Here is a 23,172-nt window from a genome sequence, read left to right as displayed (position 1 = left end):
ACCCGTGGTGGTGTCACCACGCAGTCTCGATGTCGGCATGCCGCCGAATCCACGAGTGCATGGCAATTCCCGCGGCAACCCCAGCATTGATACTGCGGGTGGAACCGAACTGGGCGATCGATACCGTCATCGACGCCGACGCGCGGGCACTGTCGGTGACGCCCGGTCCCTCTTGTCCGAAGAGCAGCAGGCAGTCGCGCGGCAACTCCGCCGTCTCGATCGGTACCGACCCCGGGGTGTTGTCGACGGCCACGACGACGAGGCCCTGCTCCGCGGCGAATTCCATCAGCGCTTCCACCGTGTCGTGGTGGTGGATGTGCTGGTAGCGGTCGGTGACCATGGCACCGCGGCGGTTCCACCGACGTCGCCCGACGATGTGCACCGCCTGGGCGGCGAAGGCGTTCGCGGTGCGCACCACCGTCCCGATGTTGGCGTCGTTGGTGAAGTTCTCGATGGCGACGTGCAGCGAATGCCGTCGGGTGTCGATATCGGCGACGATGGCCTCGCGCCGCCAGTAGCGATAGGCGTCGACGACGTTGCGGCGGTCACCGCCTGCGAGCAGTTCCGGGTCCAACCGTGGGTCGTCGGGTGGTGGTTCGGCGTGGGTGTCGGACCACGGTCCGACGCCGTTGGGGTTCTCGCCCCACTCGGTGGGGCCGGCATCGTCCGACGGAGGAGTGCTGTCGCTGCTCAATAGATTTCGTTGCTGTCCGGTGCGATGCGGAAACCGTGTCCGGTCGCATCGTCGACGCACGAGATGCCGTTCTCGGCGGACGTGCAGGTGAATCCGTTCTCGGCGATGGTCGCCCCGACCGCGAGCGGTGGATCGATCGTTTCCCCACCCGAGGTGTAGACCACGCCGCCGGAGCACATGAAGGCAGCCGGCCCTTGATTGGTGACTCGAATACCGTTGCCCCAGTTGATCATGCAGTCCTCCGGCCGCGGCGGCACCGGAGTGGTGGTGCCCTGACACCCGGCCTCGGTGCGGTTCGACAGCGGCACGATTCCGCACTGGAACAAACCGTCGGGGGAACTGAAGTAGAACGCGCCGCCGATGGCGGCGTACGTCGTCTGCGGTTCTGCGGTGGGCGGCGGCTCGACCGGAGGCGGGGGCGGCGGGAGCGCTTCTTCCGTCGTCGTCACCGGTGCAGGAGTGGTGGTTGCCGTTGTCGTCGTCGGCGCGAGAGTGGTGGTCGACGGCTGCGGCGGAGGCTGGGCAGCGGACTCACTGCTGCAACCGGCGAGAACGAGCGCCGCGGCCCCGATTCCCACCGACCAGGCTCGTAACCGACCCATTCGCCTTGCCCTGCTCGAACGCAACCTGCTCGAACCCCACGTACTCAGCATGAAGAAACCCCGACCCACCTTTCGACACCGATTGCTCGAAAGACCGACGATACCGGCGTCAGGGCCGGCATCGTTCGGCGACGAGTTCTAGGTGTGGCTCAGGCGCCGGTTGACCTCGCGAGTGAGCCACGCGGGCGAGAAGCGCGAGCCGAGCGAGAGCGCCTTGGACGGCAAGCCGACCGGGAAATGCACCTTGTGCAACCGGCGCTTGACGGGACGGGTCGCGTCGAAGATCGCGTCGGACACGTCTTTGACGGTGAGCCGGACACCCAACGAACTCGTGGTGCCCGTCGACACGCCCTGGGTCATCGCAGTCTGGACGAACAGCGGCCACATGGCCTTGACGGAGATGTCGTACTTGCTCCACTCGAGATCCAACGCCTCGGTGATGCCGCGTACCGCGAACTTGGTTGCGCCGTACGTCACCAACTCGGGCTGACCGTAGATGGCCGACGCCGAACACAGGTTGACGACCTGCGCGCCTGCCGTGTCCTTGAGGTACGGGAAAGCCGCGAGGGTGCCGTAGACGACCCCGTTGACGTTGATGTCGATCTGACGGCGGTGCACCGAAAGCGGCATGTCCTCGAAAGCGCCCGCGGCGAGGATTCCGGCGTTGTTGATCAGAATGTCGAGTCGACCGTCGCCCTCGGAGACGAACTCCTTCAACCGGGTTTCCCACTGGTCGGAGTTGGTTACATCCAAGATGCCGGTGACCACACGGCCGCTGAGCGAGGCAGCTTCCTTGCCGAGCGATGCCAAGCCGGTCTCGTCGATGTCGTAGGCACCGACGAGGTAGCCGCTGGCGGCGAACTTGAGGGCCGTCGCGCGGCCGATACCGGCAGCTGCGCCTGAGATGAAGACAGTTGGTCGAGTCACATCGATCACCGTACATGTAACCCTACTTACCGGTAACCCCCTATCGTCGAATATCCAACGGCCGCTTTCGGCGGCGTAGGAGCACCGAAGTGAACAACGCGAGAATCGTGCGATCCGTCGTCGTCGTGACGATCGGCTACGCCCTTGTGCTGGCGATCTGGATCGGTTGGTTGAGGGACCGCACCCCACCGGGAACGCTTCCGTATCAGTTGGCAGCCCTGGTCGCCGGATTCGGCGCAGCTCTCGGACTGGCCATGCTGATCGCCGGACGCCCCACACGTGAGCAGAAGGAACTGATCGAACACGGCGTGGAGGGGTGGGCGACGGTCGATGCCATCCGCCGGATCGACGACGACACCGCCGAGTTGGATCTCGAATTCACCGTGCCGGGCTCGGGCAGCTACTTCGGCAAGATCGTCTACGACATCCCACGTTCGGACAGCTCACGATTCGAGCCGGGCACCGTCATCGCCGTTCGCGTCGACCCTGCCCACCGCGAGCGGGTACTGCTTCTACCTCGAAGCCAGGGCCTCGACGAGTAGGACCTGCGCCGCCACATAGGTCGAGAGGATGACCGCTTCCGCGGCGCGCCGCCGACGGTCCTCGGTCAGAAAGAGCCGTCTGAACACGATCAGCGCGTCGGAGACGGTGAACAGAACACCGCCGATGATCAGCCTGCGATCGCCGCCGCGCGAGACCGAACGCGCAGACAGGGTCGACGTGGTCGCGAGCACCGCACCGTAGCCGGCCAGGGTCGACGCCACCGCGGGCTGCCGCCTGGCCAGAAGCGTCGATGCGACTGCCCATCCGGCGTATCGCGGAGCGGCGTCGAGCAGCGTCGGACGCGCACCCCGACGGAGCAGCAGATACGTATAACTGCCCTGCATCACCGCGAACGCACGCGCGCCCCATTCCAGAGCGGAATCGTCGTCGGGGTCGATCAACAGAACATCGCCGACCGTGGCCGCCGCAAGACCCGCCAGGAGCACCCGATCTCGCGCCGGATCGAGCCCGCTCGCCAGCGCCGGGACGATCAGAGGCTTGGCCATACGCTGCACGGGCATCGACCCCGCCGCCGCACCGACCACGGTCACCGCACCCGCCACCAGCGCGGCTGCACGAGCCCGCCGAACCCGACCGACAACCATCGCAGACCTCCACCGACAATCTCGTCACAGCGCAAGTCACATGTGACGCTGACCCCTATCGCTTGATACTCGCAGGTCGCGTCGCCATCGTGGAGAGGTCGGTCGGATCATATCGAGGTAGTGGGGACCATCATGCGCCGCAAACTCACCGGGCAGGACAGTTCGGGACGATCCGCCTTCGCCGGCAATCCCAACCCTTTGCTCCGCGACTGCGACGTTCGTCAGGCGCGCATCAAGCGCTGGGTGACCACACTGCTGATACTCATGGTTCCGGTGTCGCTGTGGATCGGTGCCACCGCCCACTCCGACCAACAGCAGCGACTCGAAGACCAGAAGAATTCGATTCACCAGGTCACCGCGACCACGACGGCCGTTGCGGAATCCGTGCCCGCCGTATCCACCGAGCTCGGCGCATCCGGCGCAGCCGCAACTGCCGTCGACTCGCGCTGGGTCTACCGAGGCGTCGAGCACACCGGACGCGTCAGCGTCGACACCGGATCGCCTGCCGGGACCACCACGCAGATCTGGGTCGACAACAGCGGCGATCTGAGTATGCACCCCCTGACCTCGTCGGATGTCGTCGCCGCATCCATTTTCAACGCCATCGGCAGCTGGGTGCTCGTGGCATCCGTTCTCATCGGCGCCTACCAACTGATGCGCTTCCGCTACGACGGTCGACGGGACGCCGAGTGGGACCGCGAGATCGCCGATCTGCTGCGGCAACACTGATCCGAGCTCGTCCATCTCCCTGAGCTCGAGCGCGCTTTGCGATAGATAGTTAGTGTATGTAACAATAAATCGGTGAGTCACTCCGACGAAGACATCCGAGATCTCCTCTCGCAGCTGGTCACCAGCTCGTCGCGCTTCGTCCGATTGGCCGCACGGTTCGGCAGCGACGAATGGCCGAGGGCGTGGATGCGGGCCCTGTCGTTGCTCGAGGAGTACCAGCCCCTGCGCATCAGCACCTTCGCAGAGCTGGACCGCTGTTCCCAACCCTCGGCAACGGCGCTGCTCGCCAAGTTGAGCAACGCCGATCTCGTCACCAGGCGACCCGACCCCGACGATTCGCGTGCCGTTCTCATCGAGATGACCGAGGCCGGCCACCGATGGCTCGCCGAAGGTCGACGCCACCTCGTCGACGGACTTCTCCCGTACCTGTCCGATCGCGACCCAGAACAGATCCAGAAACTGACCGACGGCTTGAGCGAGCTTCGCAGCATCCTCGAGCCCGTCGATCACGAAACGAGAGGAACTCTTTCGTGACCACCAGCACCTCCACCGACAGCCTGTTGAAGCAACCTCGCGCAGTATGGGCAGTTGCATTCGCCAGCGTCATCGCCTTCATGGGCATCGGTCTCGTGGACCCCATCCTCAAGCCCATCGGTGAACAGCTCGACGCCTCGCCGTCGCAGGTGTCACTGCTGTTCACCAGCTACATGCTCGTCACCGGCATCGCGATGCTGATCACCGGAGTGGTGTCGAGTCGCTTCGGCCCCAAGCGCACGCTGCTGGTGGGACTGGCGATCATCGTCGTCTTCGCAGCCTTGGCAGGCACGTCCGGATCGGTCGGAGAGATCATCGGATTCCGCGCAGGCTGGGGGCTGGGCAACGCCCTGTTCATCGCGACGGCGCTGTCGACCATCGTCGGTGCCGCATCGGGAGGTGTCGCTCGCGCGATCATCCTCTACGAGGCAGCACTCGGTATCGGTATCGCGACCGGCCCTCTCGTCGGTGGAGTTCTCGGCGGGTTCAGCTGGCGCGGACCGTTCTTCGGCGTCGCCGCACTGATGGCCGTCGCGTTCATCCTTCTCATCGTCATGCTCCCGGACACCCCGAAGCCCGCCCGCACCACGTCGATCCTCGATCCGTTTCGCGCGCTTCGTCACCGCGGTCTGCTCACTGTCGGCATCACCGCGCTGCTCTACAACTACGGATTCTTCACCCTTCTCGCCTACACCCCCTTCCCGTTGGACATGGGCACCTACTCCATCGGCTTCATCTTCTTCGGCTGGGGCCTGTGCCTGGCCGTGGCGTCGGTGTTCATCGCGCCGAAGCTGCAGCGGGCCTTCGGAACGCTGAACATGATGATGCTCGCGCTGCTGTTGTTCGCCGTCGACCTGGCCGTCATGGCGATGTTCACCGAGAACAAAATCGTCCTCATCGTGGGAACCGTCGTGGCCGGGTTGTTCCTCGGCGTCAACAACACGCTGATCACCGAGACCGTGATGATCTCGGCACCGGTCGAGCGTTCGACGGCATCGGCGGCCTACAGTTTCGTTCGCTTCACCGGCGGGGCCGCGGCTCCCTACCTGGCCGGCAAACTCGGCGAGTCGAACATGCACGTCCCGTTCTGGGTGGGTGCCGCCTGCACTGCTCTGGCCATCGTCGTGTTGGCAACCGGCCGGAAGGTGCTCGCTCACGTCGACGATCACGAACCCGCACCTCACAGCATCGACGAGGCCCGTGCGGTGACGGTCGGCGACTGAAATACGTTCGCCCGACGGGGTTTTCGCGGCGGTCGAGATGTACGCATCTCGACCGCCGTTTCATGTCGCAAATCTCTCTCGTCACATACGTCCCATCAGTAACACTTTCATAACCAATTCTCAGGTAAAGCCCTGAACGGTTCCCGAGACCGGCCGGTTGGTTTACGGTCACGTCAACACGGTTGTTCGTGTGACTCACCAACTACACCCGTTCCGCGTGGGAGGGCGGGTGCGTGCAGCACGATGCTGCCACTGACCGAAGGGCCACAATCTCCATGTCGCAGAAGTCGATCGCCAGGTCCAAGAAGGCGCGCCTCGCCGCTGCCGGGGCCGCCATGGCACTGTCCCTCTCCATCGCCGCACCGGGAATTGCCAGTGCGCAGGAGCAGACACCCGAAAGCTCCTCCGTCGAACAGCCCGCCACCGAAGAAGGCACCGAATCCGGCGCTCCCACCGCGGAAGAGGGCGCAACCGTCGAAGGATCGGCCACCGTCGACGGGCAGATCGAAGCGCCTGCTCCGGCCGTCACCCCTGAAGACGCCGCAGCTGCCGCCGCTGCGGCAGTGCCGGCCCCCGAGGTCCCGTCGGCCATCCGCCCACTGCCGCAGGTGACCGGTGGCGTCGTCTTCAACGACGACGGCACCGCGACGGTCAACCTGGACATCATCCCGCAGCTGTCCGACGCCGAGAAGCAGGCGATCGCCGACGCCGAGGCCGAGAGCAAGGCAGCGGTGGAAGCCACCACTGCCGCCCAGGTGCGGCTCGAGACCGCCAAGGCCGCCGAGGCCACCGCGAGCACCGACGCCACCAAGGCAGAGGTTGCCGCCGCCGAGGCCGATGTCAAGGCCAAGACGGCCGCCGCAGAGGCCAAGGCCGCCGTGGTCGCAAGCACGGCCGCCAGTGCTGCGGTCACCGCAGCCAAGAACGACGCTGCCGAGCTGAAGACCACCGCCGACGAGGCCAACGCTGCAGCGGACCAGGCCGCAGCCGACGCGACCGCAGCCGAGGAGCTTGCCGTCCAGCTCGAGGCCGCAGCGGTATCGGGCGATCCCGAGGCCACCGCAGAAGCCGAGGCAGCTCGCGCCGATGCGAACGCCAAGGCCGAACTGGCAGCAAGCGCCAAGGTCGAGGCAGATGCGTCGACCAAGGCCGTCGAGGATTCCGTCGCGGCACTGCAGGAGTCGTTCAAGAGCCTCAACCTCGCCAAGATCGCTGCGGCCACCAGGGCCGCAGCCGCGACCGCAGCGAAGTCGCTGGCACTGCACGTCGAAGCCCAGACGGCCGCTGCCGTGGCCGCGATGGCCGAGCAGAACGCTTTGAACCTCGAAGCTGCAGCCGAGGCCGCAGCAGGTGAGGAAACCGAATCCGAGAAGGCCGCAGCCGACGCCCGGACGGCAGCCGATGCTGCCAAGGCCGACGCCGAAGCCAAGGCCGACGCGGCCACCGCAGCTCAGGCTGCACTCGACGCCGCGCCGTCGGACGCCGATATCGCCGAGTTGGAGGCCGCGGCCGCCGACGCCGCACAGGCGGTGACCGATGCCAACGCAGCCGCCACGGCCGCCGACGCGGATCTGCAGCTCAAGACCGAGGCAGCCGCAGCAGCCAAGACCAAGGCCACCGAGGCCGCGACCGCGCTGAAGACCGCACAGGACGAAGCGACGGCAGCAAAGGCCAACTCCGACGAGAAGGCCAAGGCCGAAGCCGATCTGAAGGCCGCAGCCGCCGAATTGGCTGCCAGCGGACCGAAGTTCGAGTGGACGATCAATCTCGGAAACACCGTCCGCGAGGACGTTCCGGTCACCGAGGTCGACGAGAACACCGTCGTCGTCGACAAGACCGGAGTCTCCCTGGTGGGCGTCAAGAACGAGGACGGTTCGTTCACGGTCGCGGACTACTTCACCACCGACGAGAACGGTGTCGTCAGTGTTGCCGGCGATCTGCCGCCGGTCGATCTCGCTCTCGGCGACTCCTCCGACGAGGCGTCGGGCGCATCGGACAGCTCGTCGAACACCCCGGTGATTCTCGCCGGAGTCGGCGTGGTCGTCGTCGCGGCTGCAGGCGGAGCGTTCTACCTGCGTCGCCGCAGCTCCACCGATGCCACCTCGTAGTACCCGCTGGTTGTGGACGGCGACCCTGACCTTCGTTCTGCTCGTATCAGGTTGTGCGAGTGACGAAGTCGGTGTCGCCGCGCCGGATCGCTCGCCGGTGCAGTCACAGATCTCCGTGGCGGCACCGGCGAGCGATGTCGCTCCCGCTCAGCCGGAACACATCGAACTCAGGTCCTCGGACGGCACGACCTATCTGAGCAGCCCCATCCATCCCGATCCGCTCTACCGCGGCGGCGACAGTGGCCAGGTACTCAACCCGGTCGACGAGCTACCTGCATGGTGGGCCGAGAGCGGCATGCCGGGAACCTCCACCGAACAAACGGTAGTGGTTGCCGGACACAACTATTCGAAGCGTGATGCGCCGTTCAAGGCGCTGCGCGTGGTGATGCCCGGCGACACCGTCGCGTTGCGCACCGCGAGCGGCACTCTGGAATACGCGGTCGAATCGGTCGGACCCCTACCGAAGGGGTCGCTGTTGGCCGACAACGAACTCCGACGCTCGGTGCCCGGACGATTGATCCTGGCGAACTGCGACGTCCAAGGCGGCGAACCCACCGACGACAACTTCGTCGTCGTCGCGCAACTGGTTCGCTGACAAGCCCTTTCGGGACCGGGATTACAGGCCGAGGTCAGCCAAGCCGAGCAGGGATCGATACTCGAGTCCCTCGGCGGCGATGACCTCGTCCGCCCCGGTCGCCCGGTCGACCACCGTGGCCACTCCGACGACCGTCGCGCCTGCGTCTCGCAGAGCCTGCACGGCAGTGAGCGGAGAATTTCCGGTCGTCGTCGTATCCTCCACCACCAGAACACGTTTGCCGACGATGTCCGGACCTTCGATCTGACGCTGCATGCCGTGCGCCTTCGCTGCCTTGCGCACCACGAACGCGTCGATCGGCCGTCCCTGGGCGTGCATGATCGACATCGCCACCGGATCTGCGCCCATCGTCAAGCCGCCGACCGAGACGAAATCCCAATCGGCAACCAGATCACGCATCAGCGAACCGATCAACGCACCTGCCCGGTGATGCAGGGTCGCGCGACGCAGATCCACGTAGTAGTCGGCTTCCTTGCCCGACGACAACGTGACCTTCCCATGCACGACGGCAAGCTCTTTCACCAAATCGGCCAGTTCCTGCCGGTCCGAATTCGCGGCACTCTCGGCCATGTTCGGATTCCTCTCGTCGCACCACGGATCTTCGATAGGTCGGTACGAACTTACCCACCGACTCACGCGACCGCTCCCGGCGGCTCCGATGCTGGATCTCGAGCCGTTCCTGCCACTAGGCAGCGATGTGGGCCGACTGCTGTTCGTCGAGCAATTCCTTGGTCTCCACGAACGGTTCCGGTGCGGTCAACGAGCGAGACCTGGCGACGAGCGAGGACGGGAACGTGCCGACCGCCTGCGACAACCGGTACGCGTTGTCGTTGTACACGCGCACCGCGCCTGCGATACGACGCTCGGTGACGTTCAGTTCTCCGGCCGGACCCTGAAAAGCCCAATTGCCCAACGCATTCTGACGCGCATCGGCGTCGGCGAGCACAGCATGAAACGCGGCGGACAACGCATTCTCGGCAGCGGCCTGCGCCTGCAGACCCAGGCTGCGATCGCGCACGGCCTTGGACCACGACCGTGCACCGCCGAGCTGACGCAACAGATCACCGGACAGCCCGGTGGCCTCCGCGGCCGCGAGGAACGGGCCCAGCTGCTCGTGACGCCGATCCAGTTCGACCTCGACCAGTCGCAGACTCTGCTCCGTCTGCTCGCTGTACCGACCGAGTCGACGCAGCGCGATCAGCACGTAACCGACCACGACAACCGCGACCAGGACCACCACTGCCACGACAACACCCGAAGAAACCGTCACGAGGTACGAATTTAGCCGCGTAAGCGCACCTGCGCCTGTAAACACGCCCGAACTTTCGTCAGGGCTGGTTGCGTCGGCGCTCCGAGTCGAAAGGAATCGGACGCGACGCAGGCGGACGCGGCACCGGACGCGACGGATTCGCCGAACGCGCAGCCTGCGGACCGGCCGCATCGGGCCGCGGCGGACGCGGCCTACGTCCGGGTTCCTGCGGACGCGGCTCGGAAGTACGGGGATCTCGGGTACGGGGCTCCGGGGTACGGGGCTCCTGGGTACGGGGCTCGGCTATCCGAGGAGGCCGAATCCGAGGCTCGGGTGTCTTGGGCGCAGGCGTTCTCGGCTCGGCAACACGTGGCTCCGGGCTTCGCACCGCCTGGATTCGGGGTTCCGCCACCCGAGGCTGGGGATCGTGCGGCACGTCCGCTTGCTGATTATGTGGCTCATGGACCAGTGGCCTACCCGGATCGCTTCGATCGCGGCCGGGATCGCCGGGGCGAGCGCCGTAGACGGCACTTCCGCGAACCGGGGGCAGCACGTGCAACATGCCCGACAGTCGTGCGACCGCGTCGATCGCGGCATCCCAATCGCGACCCGAACTGTTCAGCGGCAGGGACCCCAGCGTCCAGTCCTTCTCGCTCCACAGCAACTGCAGATTCGCCGGAATGGACTCGGTGAACGCGGCCATCCGCTGGTCGCAGACACGGCGAGCGATATCGACGTCGGTGGCGAACACCACGCGCGGCCCGATGGAACCGAGCAGTTCCATGTCCTCATCGCGCGGCGGCGGCGTCGAGCGGGGCCGCAGGTCGATGTCGACATCGGAACCGACCGAACGCTGCACGGCCACGATGGTGCCCGTCTCCTCGACGTCGAAGAGAACGAACTCCTCACCGCGCCGAACACCGGTCACCACTCCCAGAGCCACGTCGAACTCGGGCTTGGACAGAGCAGCGCGAGAGAACCGAGTGACCAGTTCTCGATCGTGCGGTCGATACTCGTACCCCTGCGCCTTGGCCCACATCTGCCGGACACGTCCGGACCGATCTCGCTTGGACCTGTCGATGTAGAGCAGCGCCACTGCACCCATCAGTGCAATTGCCGCAAGGCCGAACCACATTGCCGTCATCGCGAACCACCTTAATCGACATCCACACCTTCATCGCCCACCACCGCCGGGTCCTGTGAACGGTCCCTACGACTGCTCGCACCGCCTATGGGGTCATTCCGCAGGCTCCACTCCCGCCGCTTATCCACCCAGACTGGGCGTTTCGATGATGACGTTCGCGCGAATCGTTCCGTCCTCGACGGCCTCGCCCTGCACCACGACGAAAGCACCGACCGTCAGCGACGCCAGATCGCTACCGGACAACGAGATTATCTGGGTCTGGGGTGTGGTCTGCACCGTCACCGGAGCGCCGTCGAGTCCGTCGAGCGTCAGAGTCGAACCGTCGTTGGCGCTGATCGTTCCCACCGACGATCCCAGCTGACCGAGAATCTCGGGAATTCCTCCCGGGATCAGCTCGGGCGTGGTGGCGGTGCCCGATTCGGTGGGCTGCGGCGTGGTCGTGGGTGCACTCGAGGTGGGCGGTCGGATCGACGTCGACGGCGCAGAAGCGGTGGTCGACTCGTCGGATCCCCCGCTCAGGAAGGAAATCCCGAACACCACGACGATGGCGAGTACGACGAGTCCGATCAGCGCCAGAACCCACGGTCGTGGCCCCTTGCTGCCGGAATCGGCGGCGTTCGGATCATCGCCGGGAGGCGGAGCGCCGTACTCCGGCGGCTGCCCGAACTGCTGGGTGTGGCCGAATTGCTGAGTGTTGCCGTACTGCTGTGGCTGGCCGTACTGCGCAGTCTCGTACCCCGGGGCCTGGCCGTATCCCGGACCGTACTGCGGTGCCTGACCGTACTGCTGGGTCTGGCCGTAGGCCTGATTCGCCGCCGCCTGCTGCTCGGGGTCGTACGGCGGAAATGCCTGCGTGGGCTGATACCCCGGCGGATAGGCCTGGGGATCGGGGTTCTGCTGGGCCGGATTCTGCCGAGTCGGATCCTGATAGGCCGGGTTCTGGTACGCCGGGTTCTGGTACGCCTGGGTCGGATATGCCTCGGTGGGGTGAGCGCCATCGGGATACTGCTGGGCTCCGGGGTACGGCAGACCGTAGTCCTGGGTCGGCTCGGATGGCTCCGCCTGGGGTGCTGCGTCCTGATCGCGCTCCCGAGGTGACCGTGGGTCGTCCGGATTCGTCATTCCACGAGCGTACCTACCCGGCACTTCCCGGTTGACGGCACAAAACAGGCCCACCCGAGCAGTGCTCGGGTGGGCCTGTTGCGGAGCGGGGCCGCCGCTAGCCCAGGATCAGGCGTTCGCCGTCCGGGCTCGAGTTGACCGACACCACGTCGCCGTCGTGGACGTCGCCGGCGAGAAGGAGCTTCGCCAGTTGATCGCCGATGGCCTGCTGGATCAGCCTGCGGAGCGGACGCGCGCCGTACAGCGGGTCGTAGCCACGGGCTGCGAGCCACAACTTGGCCGGTGAGGACACCTCCAACGTCAGGCGACGAGCCGCCAGACGCTTGGCGAGGAAGCCGAGCTGAATGTCGACGATCGACTCGAGCTGGTCCTCGGACAAGGCGTCGAACACCACGACGTCGTCGAGGCGGTTGACGAACTCGGGCTTGAACGAGCGCCGCACCGCGTCCATCACCTGCTCCTTGGTACCGCCGGCACCGAGGTTGGAGGTGAGGATCAGGATCGTGTTGCGGAAGTCGACGGTCCGGCCCTGGCCGTCGGTGAGTCGGCCTTCGTCCAACACTGCGAGCAGGATGTCGAACACGTCGGGGTGCGCCTTCTCGACCTCGTCGAAGAGCACCACCGTGTACGGACGCCTGCGCACGGCTTCGGTCAGCTGGCCGCCGGCCTCGTAGCCGACGTAACCGGGAGGCGCGCCGACCAACCGAGCGACGGCGTGCTTCTCGCTGTACTCGCTCATGTCGATGCGGACCATCGCGCGTTCGTCGTCGAACAGGAACTCCGCCAACGCTTTCGCCAACTCGGTCTTGCCGACGCCGGTGGGTCCGAGGAACAGGAACGATCCCGTCGGACGGTTGGGATCGGCCACTCCGGCGCGGGAGCGTCGGACGGCGTCGGACACCGCTTGTACTGCGTCCTTCTGGCCGACGACTCGCTTGCCGAGCTCGTCTTCCATGCGGAGCAGCTTCGCGGTCTCGCCTTCGAGCATCCGGCCGGCCGGAATTCCGGTCCAGGCTGCGACGACGTCGGCGACGTCGTCCGGGCCCACTTCCTCCTTGAGCATCACGTCACCCTGGGCTGGCGAGTCCTCGGTCTTGGCTGCGAGCTCCTTCTCGAGGGTCGGGATGCGTCCGTAGCGCAGCTCGGCGGCCTTGCCCAGATCGCCGTCGCGTTCGGCGCGATCGGATTCGCCGCGCAGGTTCTCGAGCTCCTCCTTCAGTGCCCGTACCGAATCGATGGCGTTCTTCTCGTTCTGCCAGCGCGTGCTGAGCCCGGCCAACTTCTCCTGCAGGTCGGCGAGTTCCTGGCGGAGCTTGTCGAGTCGAGCCTTCGACGCGTCGTCGGTCTCCTTCGCCAGTGCCATCTCCTCGATTTCGAGGCGACGGACCGCACGTTCGACCTCGTCGATCTCGACGGGGCGTGAATCGATCTCCATGCGCAGACGGGACGCGGCCTCGTCGACGAGGTCGATGGCCTTGTCCGGCAGGAACCTGGCGGTGATGTACCGGTCGCTCAGGGTTGCGGCGGCGACCAGGGCGGAGTCCGTGATCCGGACGCCGTGGTGCACCTCGTAGCGTTCCTTGAGTCCGCGCAAAATGCCGACGGTGTCCTCGACCGACGGCTCACCGACGTAGACCTGCTGGAAGCGTCGTTCGAGAGCGGCGTCCTTCTCGATGTACTTGCGGTACTCCTCGAGGGTCGTCGCACCGACGAGGCGCAGTTCGCCGCGGGCGAGCATCGGCTTGATCATGTTGCCCGCGTCCATCGCCGATTCGCCGGTCGCGCCGGCTCCGACGATGGTGTGCAGCTCGTCGATGAACGTGATCACCTGACCGGCGGAGTTCTTGATGTCGTCGAGCACGGCCTTGAGCCGTTCCTCGAACTCACCGCGGAACTTCGCGCCTGCGACCATCGAACCGAGATCGAGAGACACGACGGTCTTGCCGCGCAGGCTCTCCGGAACATCGCCTGCGATGACGCGCTGGGCCAGTCCTTCGACGATGGCCGTCTTGCCGACGCCGGGCTCACCGATGAGCACCGGGTTGTTCTTGGTGCGTCGGGAGAGAACCTGTACGACGCGCCGGATCTCGGTATCGCGCCCGATGACGGGATCGAGCTTGCCTTCCCGGGCCAGCGCGGTCAGGTCGGTGCTGTACTTCTCCAGCGCCTGGTAGGTGTTCTCCGGATCGGCGCTGGTGACCCGAGCGCTGCCCCGGACGGCCTGGAAGGCGTCGCGCAGCTCGTTGGGTCCGGCTCCGTGGCCGGTCAGCAGCTTGGCGACGTCGTCGTTGCCGGTCGCCAGGCCGACCATCAGATGCTCGGTCGAGACGTACTCGTCGTCGAGTTCGGTGGCCAGGTGCTGCGCTGCGGTGATCGCGGCGAGGGTTTCACGGCCGAGTTGCGGAGTGGTGGTCGAACCGGTTGCCGAGGGCAGCCGGTCGACGAGGCTCTGCGCTTCTCGACGCACCGTTGCGGGGTCGACGCCGACGGCCTTCAGCAAGGGAGTGGCGATGCCGTCGGTCTGATCGAGCAACGCCACCAACAAATGTGCCGGACGGATATCCGGGTTACCGGCCGCGGATGCGGCCTGCAGAGCAGCGGAGAGTGCTGCCTGCGACTTCGTGGTGGGAGTGAAACTGTCCACCGGTCACCTTCTTTCGACTGGGTTCTGCAAAGACTGTCGCTCGGTACAACCATAGCGAAGTTGAGTCTGTTCCGCTCAACCTTGGATTTCTCCACATTCCGCGACGTGCGCGATATCCTCGACCGGTCTACTTTGGTGACGGTCGACAGCAGTGATTCGGTGGGGTGGAGGTGGATCGATGCTCGACGCACGCACGATCTCCCTGGTCCGCACCGGATTCAAATCCGTCGTGGCCGCTCAGGACGGTCCGGCGCGGCTGTCCCGGTCCTTCTACGGCCATCTCTTCGCCCAGCACCCCGACTTCCGAGCTCTGTTTCCCGCCTCGATGGATGCCCTGCGTGAACACTTCGTCATGGCACTCGGCTACGTCTTCGAGCATCTCGACGATCCCGACCGCGTCGAACCGTTCCTCGAACAACTCGGCCGGGACCACCGCAAGCACGGAATCTCCGGCGCGCACTTCCGTGCGGGCAGTTCGGCTCTGATCAGCGCGTTCCGCACCTTCGCAGGCAACGAGGTATGGACCGACGAGGTCGAGACGGCCTGGAACGACGCACTGACCGTGGTGAGCGATGCGATGGCCGTCGCCGCCGACGACGACGAACTGCCGCCGTTCTGGAGTGCCACCGTCGTCGAACATCAGCGGGTGCTCGACGACCTCGCGGTGGTCCGGTTGAAGACGGACGGCGAGATCCCGTACTTCCCCGGGCAGTACGTCAGTGTGCAGATTCCGCAGCGGCCCAAACTGTGGCGGTATCTGTCCCCGGCCATTCCCAGCAATCCGTACGGCGAGATCGAGTTCCATGTTCGACGCGTATCCGGGGGCTGGGTGTCACCGGCGATGGTCACCGAGACCGCGGTGGGTGATCGCTGGTCGATCAGTCCGCCGCTGGGCGGGATGCATGTCGATCGCGCGATCGGCGAGGACGTGTTGATGATCGCGGGAGGCACCGGTCTGGCTCCGCTGCGTGCGCAGGTCATGGAGATGGCGCAGCGCAGCAACAATCCGCGGGTGCATCTGTTCGTCAGCGGAACGTATCCGTGCGATCTCTACGATCTGGACACGTTGTGGCAGCTGTCGCTGTCGAATCCGTGGTTGACGATCGTTCCGGTGACCGAGCAGCTTGAGAATCCGTGGTGGTATTCGGGCACGCCTCGCGAGCTGCCGTGGGGAATGCACCACCGTCTGCACGGTGCGGTGGGCAAGGTGGTGACCCAGTTCGGCTCGTGGGCCGATCGGCAGATTCAGATCTGCGGGTCTCCGTCGATGGTGCGAACGACGATCTACGCCCTCCGCAAAGTGGGCACGCCGATGGAGCACATTCAGCACGATCCGTTCTGAATCAGTCTGCGCTGCAGGGCAATCAGCTGGACAGCGATTTCGGCGGCAGATCCTCGACGATTCCGCCGGCCACCAGTCGCGGAGTCCACGTCTCGGTGATGAGCCGGCCGTCTCCGGTGATGATCGCGTCGGGGTCGGGATCGATCAGGATGGGATAGCCGGTGTCCGCGGTGGCGAGAATGTTCTGCACCAGGAGGCCGTTCTCGATGGTGTAGTGCACCGAAACCGGATACAGGTCGGAGTCGAATGCCCATGGGCGGCCGATGAATATCACTGCATCGCCGAGATGGTCGAGTACCGACACCGAGCCGTCGCGCTCGAGCCGCAGGCTCCACTGGGGCGGCATGGACGTGGCGAACTCGAATCTGTGGGGCGCTCGGGCGTCGAGCAGGTGGATCATCAACAGCGCGCCGTCGCGGGGATCTCGTTGCGGGACAATGACTTCGAATGATCCGCATTCGTAGAATCGGGACCCGAACGGCCCCGGGATGCCCGCGCCGAGATCGTCTGCGATGGTGAGTGCGAGCCGAACGAAACCGGAGCCGTCCTCGGCCCGGAGCGTGATTCCCTCGGAGGGGTGGGGCAGGCGCGATTCGTCCCGCGGCGCGTAGGACAGCACGGCGCGCAGCAGCGGCTCGACCACCTCCGCGTCACCGTCTCGTGAATCGAACGTTCGCCGTCGACGATCGGTCATCTCCACCCCCTTCGCCTGGCAAGACAGTCTGCCACCGGGGCTCGAATCACGCGTCCGATTCTGCGGAAAACCATTCGTTCGTTCCCACACTCCGGGCACCCCACTGCCCGGGCTCGCCCCTCTACGTCCACCGACGCATGAAACCGATCAGTACGATTTTCTGACGGATTTCTGCAGGTCAGCCATGGTTCGCGGGATTCGCGGCAGCGGCTACTATGAGCCGGTTCGGTCCGCGGCGGACCGATCTGCCCGGGTGGGCAGCGGCTGTATCAGGAAGGCACACACATCCCCGATGTCCGCTGATTTCGCCGCACGCCTGAACCATCTGTTCGCCACGATCCACCCGCCCGGACGCAAGCCACACACCAATGCCGAGGTCGCCGACGCTCTCGCCTCGCGCGGACACCAGATCTCCAAGCCCTACATCTCGCAATTGCGCTCGGGACAGCGCGCCAATCCGTCCGCGGACACCGTCGCGGCGCTGGCCGCGTTCTTCAAGGTCAAGCCCGACTACTTCTTCGACAACATCTATGCGACGAAGGTCGACCACGATCTCGAACTGCTCACCCAACTGAAGGGCTACGGTCTGCGCCGCCTGTCCGCTCGGGCATTCGACCTGTCCGAGGAATCGCAGAATCTGCTCAGCTCGATGGCCGAGAAACTCCGCGTGAGCGAAGGCCTACCCGCGGTGCCGCCGGACAGCACCCGTTAGGACCCGGTGTTCGCCGCTGATTTGGGTCGTTCCGCAGGCTCCACTCCCGCCGCCGCAATCCGCGCCTGCACTTCCGGACGCCGCAGCGGCGGCACCGTCGGCGGTGGCTGACGCCGCTCGGGAAGCGCATCGAGGAGCCGGTGCGTCGTTGCCGTCACCTCGGCGACGGCCAGCTCGAAGGCATCGCGGGTGGCGTCGGACGTCTTCTGTACACCGCTGATCTTGCGGACGTACTGACGCGCGGCCGCTTCGACCTCGGCGTCGGTGGCGTGCGGTTCCAACCCTCGCAAGGTGGTGATGTTTCGGCACATAGCTCGACGATAGCCCCGCATCTCACACCTCGAGAAGACCCGACAACGCCCGTAGACACAACGCGCGTACCTGCTCGCGGTCGAGGGTTCTGCGCTCCACCCAGTCCAGACACACAGCTCGCACGAAGGCGATCCAGCCACGCAGCGCGGTGCGTACCGTCTCGTCGTCCTGCAGCGTCGTCGGCAGCGCGGCGAGGATCCGCTGCTGCTGGACGTCGAACTCGCGCGTGAGGATCTCGTTGATCAGAGGATCCCCCAGCAACGTGCCGCGATTGACCGCGCGGACGCCGTGCGCATGTTCGTCGGTGTACGAGATGTACGCGTCGAGGCCTGCGGCGATCTGCTCGAGCACCGGCAACGAGGTGTCCGGCGCGGTCAGACCGAGGTTGCGCTCCGATTCGGCGCGGACGATCTCGACGAAGAACTCCCGCTTGGACGGGAAGTAGTGATACATCAATCCGCGTGACACGCCGGCGAGGTCTGCGACCTCCTCGATCCAGACGTCCTCGTACGGCCGCTCGGCGAACAGTGCCGAGCCGATCTCGATCAGCTGCGCACGCCGCAGTGCCGGCGTCATGCGCTTGCGCGGTGTGGTCATGTCCCTCGAACCTTACTTGACACCGGTTCAACAGTGAGTACCGTCACTATTTGACACGGTTCAACAAGGGCCGGTCCCGAGACGATGGAGTGGCGATGTCGACACAGTTCGCGGTACGAGGCGGCTCCCTGCCCCATCCCCCGCACCGACTCCCCGTGCTCGGCGACGTCGTCGGCGTCGATCCCCGCACCCCCGTCCAGGATTCGACCGCGATGGCCCGCACGCTCGGCCCGCTGTTCGAGCGGCACATCCTCGGCCGACGATTCGTCTTCGCCTCCGGTGCCGACGTGGTGGGTGAGCTGTGCGACGAGAAGCGCTTCGAGAAGTTCTTGCCCCCAGGCGTCGAGAATCTACGGGACATCGGGGCCGACGGGCTGTTCACCGCCTACAACCACGAACCGAATTGGCAACGCGCCCATGATCTTCTGCGCCCGGCGTTCACCGCAGGGGCCATGCGCGGATACCACGAGATCATGGTCGACGTCGCCGACGACCTGATCGAGCATTGGGAGTCCCTCTCTCGCAACGCGTCACCGACCGATGTATCGGCCGACATGACGACGTTGACGCTCGAGACCATCGGCCGGACCGGATTCAGTTACAGCTTCGGCTCGTTCGCGCGTGCCGAGCCGCATCCGTTCGTCTCGGCCATGGTCGGTGCGCTGACGTACAACCAGCGGCGGGCGTTGCTGAAGGTTCCCGCGTTCGCCAAGCCTCTGTTCGCCCGCTCGGATCGCCGGTACGCGGGCAACAAGCAGTACCTGGCAGACGTCCTCGCAGATGTCGTCAGGACCAGACGCCGATCCACCGAAGACTTCAGCGACCTGCTCCAGATCATGATGGACGCCGCGCGTGACGCCGGCAACCCGAATGCATTGAGCGAAGCCAACATCGGCTGCCAGATCCTGACGTTCCTGATCGCCGGTCACGAGACCACCTCCGGTGCACTCTCTTTCGCGCTGTACTACCTGGCGACGCACCCCGAGGTGTTCGAGCGCGCCCGCGCCGAGGTCGACGAGGTCTGGGGTACCGGCAAGCCCGAGTTCGGCCAGGTCCCCAAGCTGCGATATGTCCGACGCGTCCTCGACGAATCACTGCGCCTGTGGCCCACCGTCCCGGCGTTCGGTCGCGGGGCGCGCGCCGACACCGTCGTCGGCGACGGATACGCCATGGCGGCCGGAGACTGGGCGATCGTGCTCGCCACGGCCCTGCATCGCGATCCTGTGTGGGGTGACCGCCCGCACGAGTTCGATCCCGACAACTTCTTGCCCGATCGCATCAAGGCCCGGCCCGCTCACGTCTACAAGCCTTTCGGCACCGGTGAACGTGCCTGCATCGGACGGCAATTCGCCATTCACGAGGCCGTACTGGTGCTCGGAACCATTCTGCAGCGCTTCGACCTGCAGGCCGACCCGTCGTACCGACTGAAGGTCCAGGAGCGACTGACCATGATGCCCACAGGCTTTCGGGTACAACCGACAGTGCGGCAATAGTCAGTCGGGCAGCAGTGGGACTGTTACCGATGGGGGCGTGGCGTGTCCGATTGGAGATCGGGAGGGGCCCGTCTTAGCCTGCAATTGCAGCACCGTAATGCCTCCATTCTTGCGCAACTCAGCACTAAGGCAAGCGAACCAAGCCAGCACTCGGTACCGTCCACCGGCAACGAAGACTGACGATGTTCTGACAGATACTGGAACGGGTTGTTTCACGGTCGGAGCATTACCCCCTCCTTACCTTAGAGTTGAACCAACTACGCTAAAACCGCTTACAAAACGGTAGAAAGCCAGTCACTCGACGGGAAACCCCGACTCTATCGCGTATGCACGAAGAAGTCCCGTGAACTCACAATCACGTGAAATGGATGACACGACATCCTCGGCAAACAGCTCTTTCAGCTCCCCATCAGGCTCTCGATGCCACATCCTTAGTCGTACCTCCAGATCCTCGATACGTCTCATTCGAGAAACAAGCAAATCATCACGCAAATTAAACTTGAGCTTCCTGAGCGTATTTTCGGCTCGCGAACTTTTCAGCAGCGCGACCGTTAGGGGTCCACGAAAGGCAATATGGTCATCGAGCTTGTCTAGATATGGATTAAGCAACTGCAAATCCGCTTCGTCTGTCCAGAAACTTCCCTTGTTTGTGTTGCATCTTGTGCAAGCCAAGCCTAGATTCTCCCAATCCAGGACAAGATCCTCGAAACGCTCCTTAGGTTTTATGTGTTCGACAGCAGAGTAAGCCACATCATCTATAGTGCACTCGCAGTACATGCACTTCTTGGCGCACTCTTCCTTTAGCACAGCAACGATTTCGGCAGCACGCCAGGGTGACGGTTTATTCCCTTTAGGTGCCAACTTATATTCAATCGTCTTCGCTTGGCCATTCTGCTCTAACCACGCCGGCTTCGGTAGCTTTGATAGTTCAATCACTGCTGCGCCTCCAGCGATCGAACAGCAGCAGGAAATTGCCGATCCAGGCCGAGGCTGCTTAGCTGCTCTCGCAGATGACGCAGATCGTTTGGAGAGGGCGACGGTGGAAGCTCCGCCATCAGACGGCTCAAATGCGCCTCCGCCCAGATCGGCAGTGTGGTATCCAACCCCAGCACTTCCATGAGGGTCTCATCCGGCGTAGCCGATGCGTTGATGCTGTCGACTCTGCGCGAGACAACGCGGTTATCACTGTCCGCGCTCAGTGCATAAACGATGCAATCTTGCACCGACGTCACCACAAATGGACTATGCGTCGCAATAATAAAGGTCACATCCGGGAACCCAGCAAGGAGTGATGGGACGATTGATCGCTGGAGCTCAGGATGCAGGTGATTCTCTGGTTCATCTATGCAAACCGTGAAGGCTTGCTGGTTTCGCTGCCTAAGAAATATCTGCCAGGAAAGCTCAAGCATGGCACTGATACCACCGGATGCCGCCTCTAATGGAAACTCTGCCCCTTCGGTGACAAGTATTATTTCGGAGTCCTCGACTTGCAGTCTTTTAAACCGCAATGAGTGAGGAAGGAACCGACGCAGTACAACTTGATAGCCCTCCCATAGTTCTCTAGCCGATTCATTGGGCCTGACCGCCAAATTTCCATAGGCATACATAGCCGCCGAGACAAGAGCTTCTTTCATTCGATAAAGTGGCGAATGCTGAGAACTTCCTCCTGAGTATCGAACTTGGATTTCGGAAGCAAATTGCTGCTGCAGAGTTCCCCACTCAGAGAACCTAGGAGGAAGCGCGGCAAGCGGCTGATAAGTACTAACGGACCGATGCGAGTTAATAAAAAGACCAGACACCCCTTGCATTTGCGGGATGGCTAAAGGGGAGTTGGTTACGCCAATGCTCTGATTCAAGACCAATGGCGATCTACCACCGTTGGTGTAGATTATTTGACCGACCTCTTGCCCTTCGTTGCTTCCCTCGCTGGGCCCCCGGCGAGTGAGAAGCTGAGCTGACCAATTGAAGTGAGGTCCAAGGATATTAAGAAGCGTGGTCTTACCCGCACCGTTGGCACCAGTGAGGATCGTAACTCGCGGATGGAATGCTAATTCCACGTTGGAGAACTGTCGCCAATTATGCACGAATAGGCTGCCAATTGCGTTTTCGCTGGAAGTGCGCTGCTCGCTCAGAGCTTCAACTAGCTGCTCTGTCTCGACCCACTCCTCTAACCAAACTGGCGTATCCGCGGTACTGGGCCAGCCGGTAGCGATGACAGCACGGCCGGTCTCAGACAGTTCATAGGAGTAACCGCCTGGCGGCGACTTGACGAAGCCGAACCTTCTGACGAGGTCCATTGCTCGCGTATTTAGCCGCATTCGGGCGGGGTCACCTTGCCAGCTCTGGTCCTGTTCGTATGAAACAGTGACAACCGACGTAAAATCGGCGGCAGACGGGAATCGCGCCATAGCTGCCAAGAGCGACAACGCACGATCAATGACTTCGCCTAGGTCCATGACCCAGGACTCTAGTCGTATCTTGGCCTGAGAAACCCGGTCTGAGACCCCCGATCGCACATCAGGCCTCCAGATTTTCAGAAGATGCTTTGTACCGGAAACCCCGGCAAGTGCATCCAGTCATGGGGCAGCCTCTGGCTCTGAATAGCGGCACGGGTGCTCGATGGCCAGCCATCTACACAGGAGGCGGCGGTTTCGCCATTATTTGTCGTCGCTCACAGAGCTGCACGCACCAGCCAAAGCGGCGCGGGATTTGCGGCTACCTCAGGTTATCGTCAGTCGGGCAGCAACGGAACCGAGATTCCCGGATCACGGCCGAGCAACACCCCACGAGTGAGCGAGGTAGATCCGAACTTCTTGTGCACCCCGTCGAGCGCCCGGTCGAGGGCCGAGGCCTCCGGCGGTGTCCGTACCTGCGGCGGGTCGAACTGCAGCTCCAGTTGCTCCGCACCGCCCCTGTCGATGCTCGACACGGTGACCCCCACCAACGTGATGCCCTTCTCCGCGATCAGCGGCGCCGCGTCGTGCAGCAATTCGAGTGCGGCGTCCAGAATGTCGCGAGTGTCGGCGGTCGCTCGATCGAGCGTGTGCGACCTCGTCGCCCGGGTGAAATCGGCAAAGCGCAAGCGCAACATGACGGTTCGGCCGGTTCGCTGCGCGGCGCGCATGCGGTGCGTGACGCGATCGACGAGCCCGATCAACGATGCCTCCACCTCGGCCGCGTCGTGCCTGCCGCGACCGAGTGCCCGCTGCGCACCGATGGAACTACGCGACTTACCGGGCTGGACGCGTCGTGGGTCCCGGCCCATGGCCAGCGCGTACAGGTGAGCACCCGCACCCTTGCCGA

The 23,172-nt window shown here is 64.4% G+C and carries 24 protein-coding genes; 9 read left to right on the top strand and 15 right to left on the bottom strand.

Features of this window, described 5'->3' with window-relative positions:
• Positions 1-13: 13 nt before the first annotated feature.
• The 3 genes from A2J02_RS22620 to A2J02_RS22610 form a co-directional block, all read right to left on the bottom strand.
• Positions 14-694, bottom strand: a complete 681-nt coding sequence (locus A2J02_RS22620) for a TrmH family RNA methyltransferase (RefSeq protein ID WP_068053895.1) — start codon at positions 692-694, stop codon at positions 14-16.
• The gene (locus A2J02_RS22615; protein ID WP_068053892.1) at positions 691-1,296 is read right to left on the bottom strand and encodes a DUF6636 domain-containing protein; all 606 of its coding nucleotides are present in this window, start codon (positions 1,294-1,296) and stop codon (positions 691-693) included. The genes A2J02_RS22620 and A2J02_RS22615 overlap by 4 nt, the downstream gene beginning before the upstream one ends.
• Before the next feature lie 138 nt (positions 1,297-1,434).
• Positions 1,435-2,223, bottom strand: a complete 789-nt coding sequence (locus tag A2J02_RS22610; protein WP_068053942.1) for an SDR family oxidoreductase — start codon at positions 2,221-2,223, stop codon at positions 1,435-1,437.
• Positions 2,224-2,312: 89 nt separating this feature from the next.
• On the opposite strand from A2J02_RS22610, the gene A2J02_RS22605 reads away from it, so the two are divergent.
• On the top strand, positions 2,313-2,765 hold the full coding sequence (locus tag A2J02_RS22605; RefSeq protein ID WP_068053889.1) for a hypothetical protein: 453 nt from the start codon (positions 2,313-2,315) through the stop codon (positions 2,763-2,765).
• On the opposite strand, the gene A2J02_RS22600 is transcribed toward A2J02_RS22605, so the two are convergent.
• The gene (locus tag A2J02_RS22600; RefSeq protein WP_068053885.1) at positions 2,736-3,371 is read right to left on the bottom strand and encodes a lysoplasmalogenase family protein; all 636 of its coding nucleotides are present in this window, start codon (positions 3,369-3,371) and stop codon (positions 2,736-2,738) included. The two genes, A2J02_RS22605 and A2J02_RS22600, sit on opposite strands and share 30 nt — an antisense overlap.
• A gap of 132 nt (positions 3,372-3,503) precedes the next feature.
• On the opposite strand from A2J02_RS22600, the gene A2J02_RS22595 reads away from it, so the two are divergent.
• From A2J02_RS22595 to A2J02_RS22575, 5 genes are all read left to right on the top strand, one after another.
• On the top strand, positions 3,504-4,100 hold the full coding sequence (locus A2J02_RS22595; protein ID WP_068053939.1) for an Rv1733c family protein: 597 nt from the start codon (positions 3,504-3,506) through the stop codon (positions 4,098-4,100).
• 72 nt (positions 4,101-4,172) lie between these two features.
• On the top strand, positions 4,173-4,634 hold the full coding sequence (locus A2J02_RS22590) for a MarR family winged helix-turn-helix transcriptional regulator (RefSeq protein WP_068053883.1): 462 nt from the start codon (positions 4,173-4,175) through the stop codon (positions 4,632-4,634).
• Complete coding sequence (locus A2J02_RS22585) at positions 4,631-5,857, top strand: MFS transporter (RefSeq protein ID WP_068053880.1); 1,227 nt, start codon at positions 4,631-4,633, stop codon at positions 5,855-5,857. The genes A2J02_RS22590 and A2J02_RS22585 overlap by 4 nt, the downstream gene beginning before the upstream one ends.
• A 275-nt stretch (positions 5,858-6,132) precedes the next feature.
• The gene (locus tag A2J02_RS22580; RefSeq protein WP_068053877.1) at positions 6,133-7,965 is read left to right on the top strand and encodes a hypothetical protein; all 1,833 of its coding nucleotides are present in this window, start codon (positions 6,133-6,135) and stop codon (positions 7,963-7,965) included.
• 97 nt (positions 7,966-8,062) lie between these two features.
• Positions 8,063-8,560 (top strand): class F sortase, encoded by a 498-nt coding sequence (locus A2J02_RS22575; protein WP_231911495.1) that lies wholly within the window; start codon positions 8,063-8,065, stop codon positions 8,558-8,560.
• 21 nt (positions 8,561-8,581) lie between these two features.
• Here the strand turns inward: A2J02_RS22575 and pyrE are convergent, their stop codons facing one another.
• The 5 genes from pyrE to clpB all read right to left on the bottom strand — a co-directional run bounded on the left by pyrE (position 8,582) and on the right by clpB (position 14,719).
• Complete coding sequence (gene pyrE, locus A2J02_RS22570; RefSeq protein WP_068053867.1) at positions 8,582-9,130, bottom strand: orotate phosphoribosyltransferase; 549 nt, start codon at positions 9,128-9,130, stop codon at positions 8,582-8,584.
• A gap of 115 nt (positions 9,131-9,245) precedes the next feature.
• A complete protein-coding gene (locus A2J02_RS22565; protein WP_231893984.1) occupies positions 9,246-9,830 on the bottom strand; it encodes a LemA family protein in 585 nt (194 codons plus the stop codon).
• 58 nt (positions 9,831-9,888) lie between these two features.
• Positions 9,889-10,953 carry a hypothetical protein gene (locus A2J02_RS22560; protein ID WP_068053860.1) on the bottom strand — a complete coding sequence of 355 codons (1,065 nt, stop codon included), beginning with the start codon at positions 10,951-10,953 and terminating at the stop codon, positions 9,889-9,891.
• A gap of 120 nt (positions 10,954-11,073) precedes the next feature.
• Entirely contained in the window at positions 11,074-12,075 is a 1,002-nt protein-coding gene (locus A2J02_RS22555; protein WP_068053857.1) for a DUF5666 domain-containing protein, read from the bottom strand.
• A 97-nt stretch (positions 12,076-12,172) separates the two neighbouring features.
• Positions 12,173-14,719, bottom strand: coding sequence for an ATP-dependent chaperone ClpB (clpB, locus tag A2J02_RS22550; protein WP_068053854.1), 2,547 nt, complete (start codon positions 14,717-14,719; stop codon positions 12,173-12,175).
• A 178-nt stretch (positions 14,720-14,897) separates the two neighbouring features.
• Between clpB and A2J02_RS22545 the strand changes: the two genes are divergently transcribed.
• A complete protein-coding gene (locus A2J02_RS22545) occupies positions 14,898-16,061 on the top strand; it encodes a globin domain-containing protein (protein WP_068053851.1) in 1,164 nt (387 codons plus the stop codon).
• Positions 16,062-16,083: 22 nt separating this feature from the next.
• Here A2J02_RS22545 and A2J02_RS22540 read toward each other — a convergent pair whose 3' ends face one another.
• Positions 16,084-16,755 (bottom strand): hypothetical protein, encoded by a 672-nt coding sequence (locus tag A2J02_RS22540; RefSeq protein ID WP_156516344.1) that lies wholly within the window; start codon positions 16,753-16,755, stop codon positions 16,084-16,086.
• A 292-nt stretch (positions 16,756-17,047) separates the two neighbouring features.
• On the opposite strand from A2J02_RS22540, the gene A2J02_RS22535 reads away from it, so the two are divergent.
• On the top strand, positions 17,048-17,467 hold the full coding sequence (locus A2J02_RS22535; RefSeq protein ID WP_068053936.1) for a helix-turn-helix domain-containing protein: 420 nt from the start codon (positions 17,048-17,050) through the stop codon (positions 17,465-17,467).
• On the opposite strand, the gene A2J02_RS22530 is transcribed toward A2J02_RS22535, so the two are convergent.
• Together A2J02_RS22530 and A2J02_RS22525 are read right to left on the bottom strand one after the other, a co-directional pair.
• Positions 17,464-17,778, bottom strand: coding sequence for a DUF2277 domain-containing protein (locus A2J02_RS22530; RefSeq protein ID WP_068053845.1), 315 nt, complete (start codon positions 17,776-17,778; stop codon positions 17,464-17,466). The genes A2J02_RS22535 and A2J02_RS22530 overlap by 4 nt on opposite strands.
• Before the next feature lie 22 nt (positions 17,779-17,800).
• A complete protein-coding gene (locus tag A2J02_RS22525) occupies positions 17,801-18,376 on the bottom strand; it encodes a TetR/AcrR family transcriptional regulator (protein ID WP_068053842.1) in 576 nt (191 codons plus the stop codon).
• 95 nt (positions 18,377-18,471) lie between these two features.
• On the opposite strand from A2J02_RS22525, the gene A2J02_RS22520 reads away from it, so the two are divergent.
• A complete protein-coding gene (locus A2J02_RS22520) occupies positions 18,472-19,869 on the top strand; it encodes a cytochrome P450 (RefSeq protein WP_068053929.1) in 1,398 nt (465 codons plus the stop codon).
• 294 nt (positions 19,870-20,163) lie between these two features.
• Here A2J02_RS22520 and A2J02_RS22515 read toward each other — a convergent pair whose 3' ends face one another.
• The 3 genes from A2J02_RS22515 to A2J02_RS22505 all read right to left on the bottom strand — a co-directional run.
• Positions 20,164-20,805, bottom strand: coding sequence for an HNH endonuclease (locus A2J02_RS22515; protein ID WP_156516343.1), 642 nt, complete (start codon positions 20,803-20,805; stop codon positions 20,164-20,166).
• A complete protein-coding gene (locus A2J02_RS27400) occupies positions 20,802-22,325 on the bottom strand; it encodes an AAA family ATPase (RefSeq protein ID WP_082899020.1) in 1,524 nt (507 codons plus the stop codon). The genes A2J02_RS22515 and A2J02_RS27400 overlap by 4 nt, the downstream gene beginning before the upstream one ends.
• Before the next feature lie 275 nt (positions 22,326-22,600).
• Positions 22,601-23,172: DinB/UmuC family translesion DNA polymerase (locus A2J02_RS22505; RefSeq protein WP_442971499.1), on the bottom strand; the 572-nt coding region annotated here is incomplete at its 5' end.

Source organism: Rhodococcus sp. EPR-147, assembly GCF_001647185.1.
Taxonomy (GTDB): Bacteria; Actinomycetota; Actinomycetes; order Mycobacteriales; family Mycobacteriaceae; genus Rhodococcoides.
Note: the sequence above shows the minus strand (reverse complement) of the source record. Positions and strands in the feature narration are given on the sequence as shown.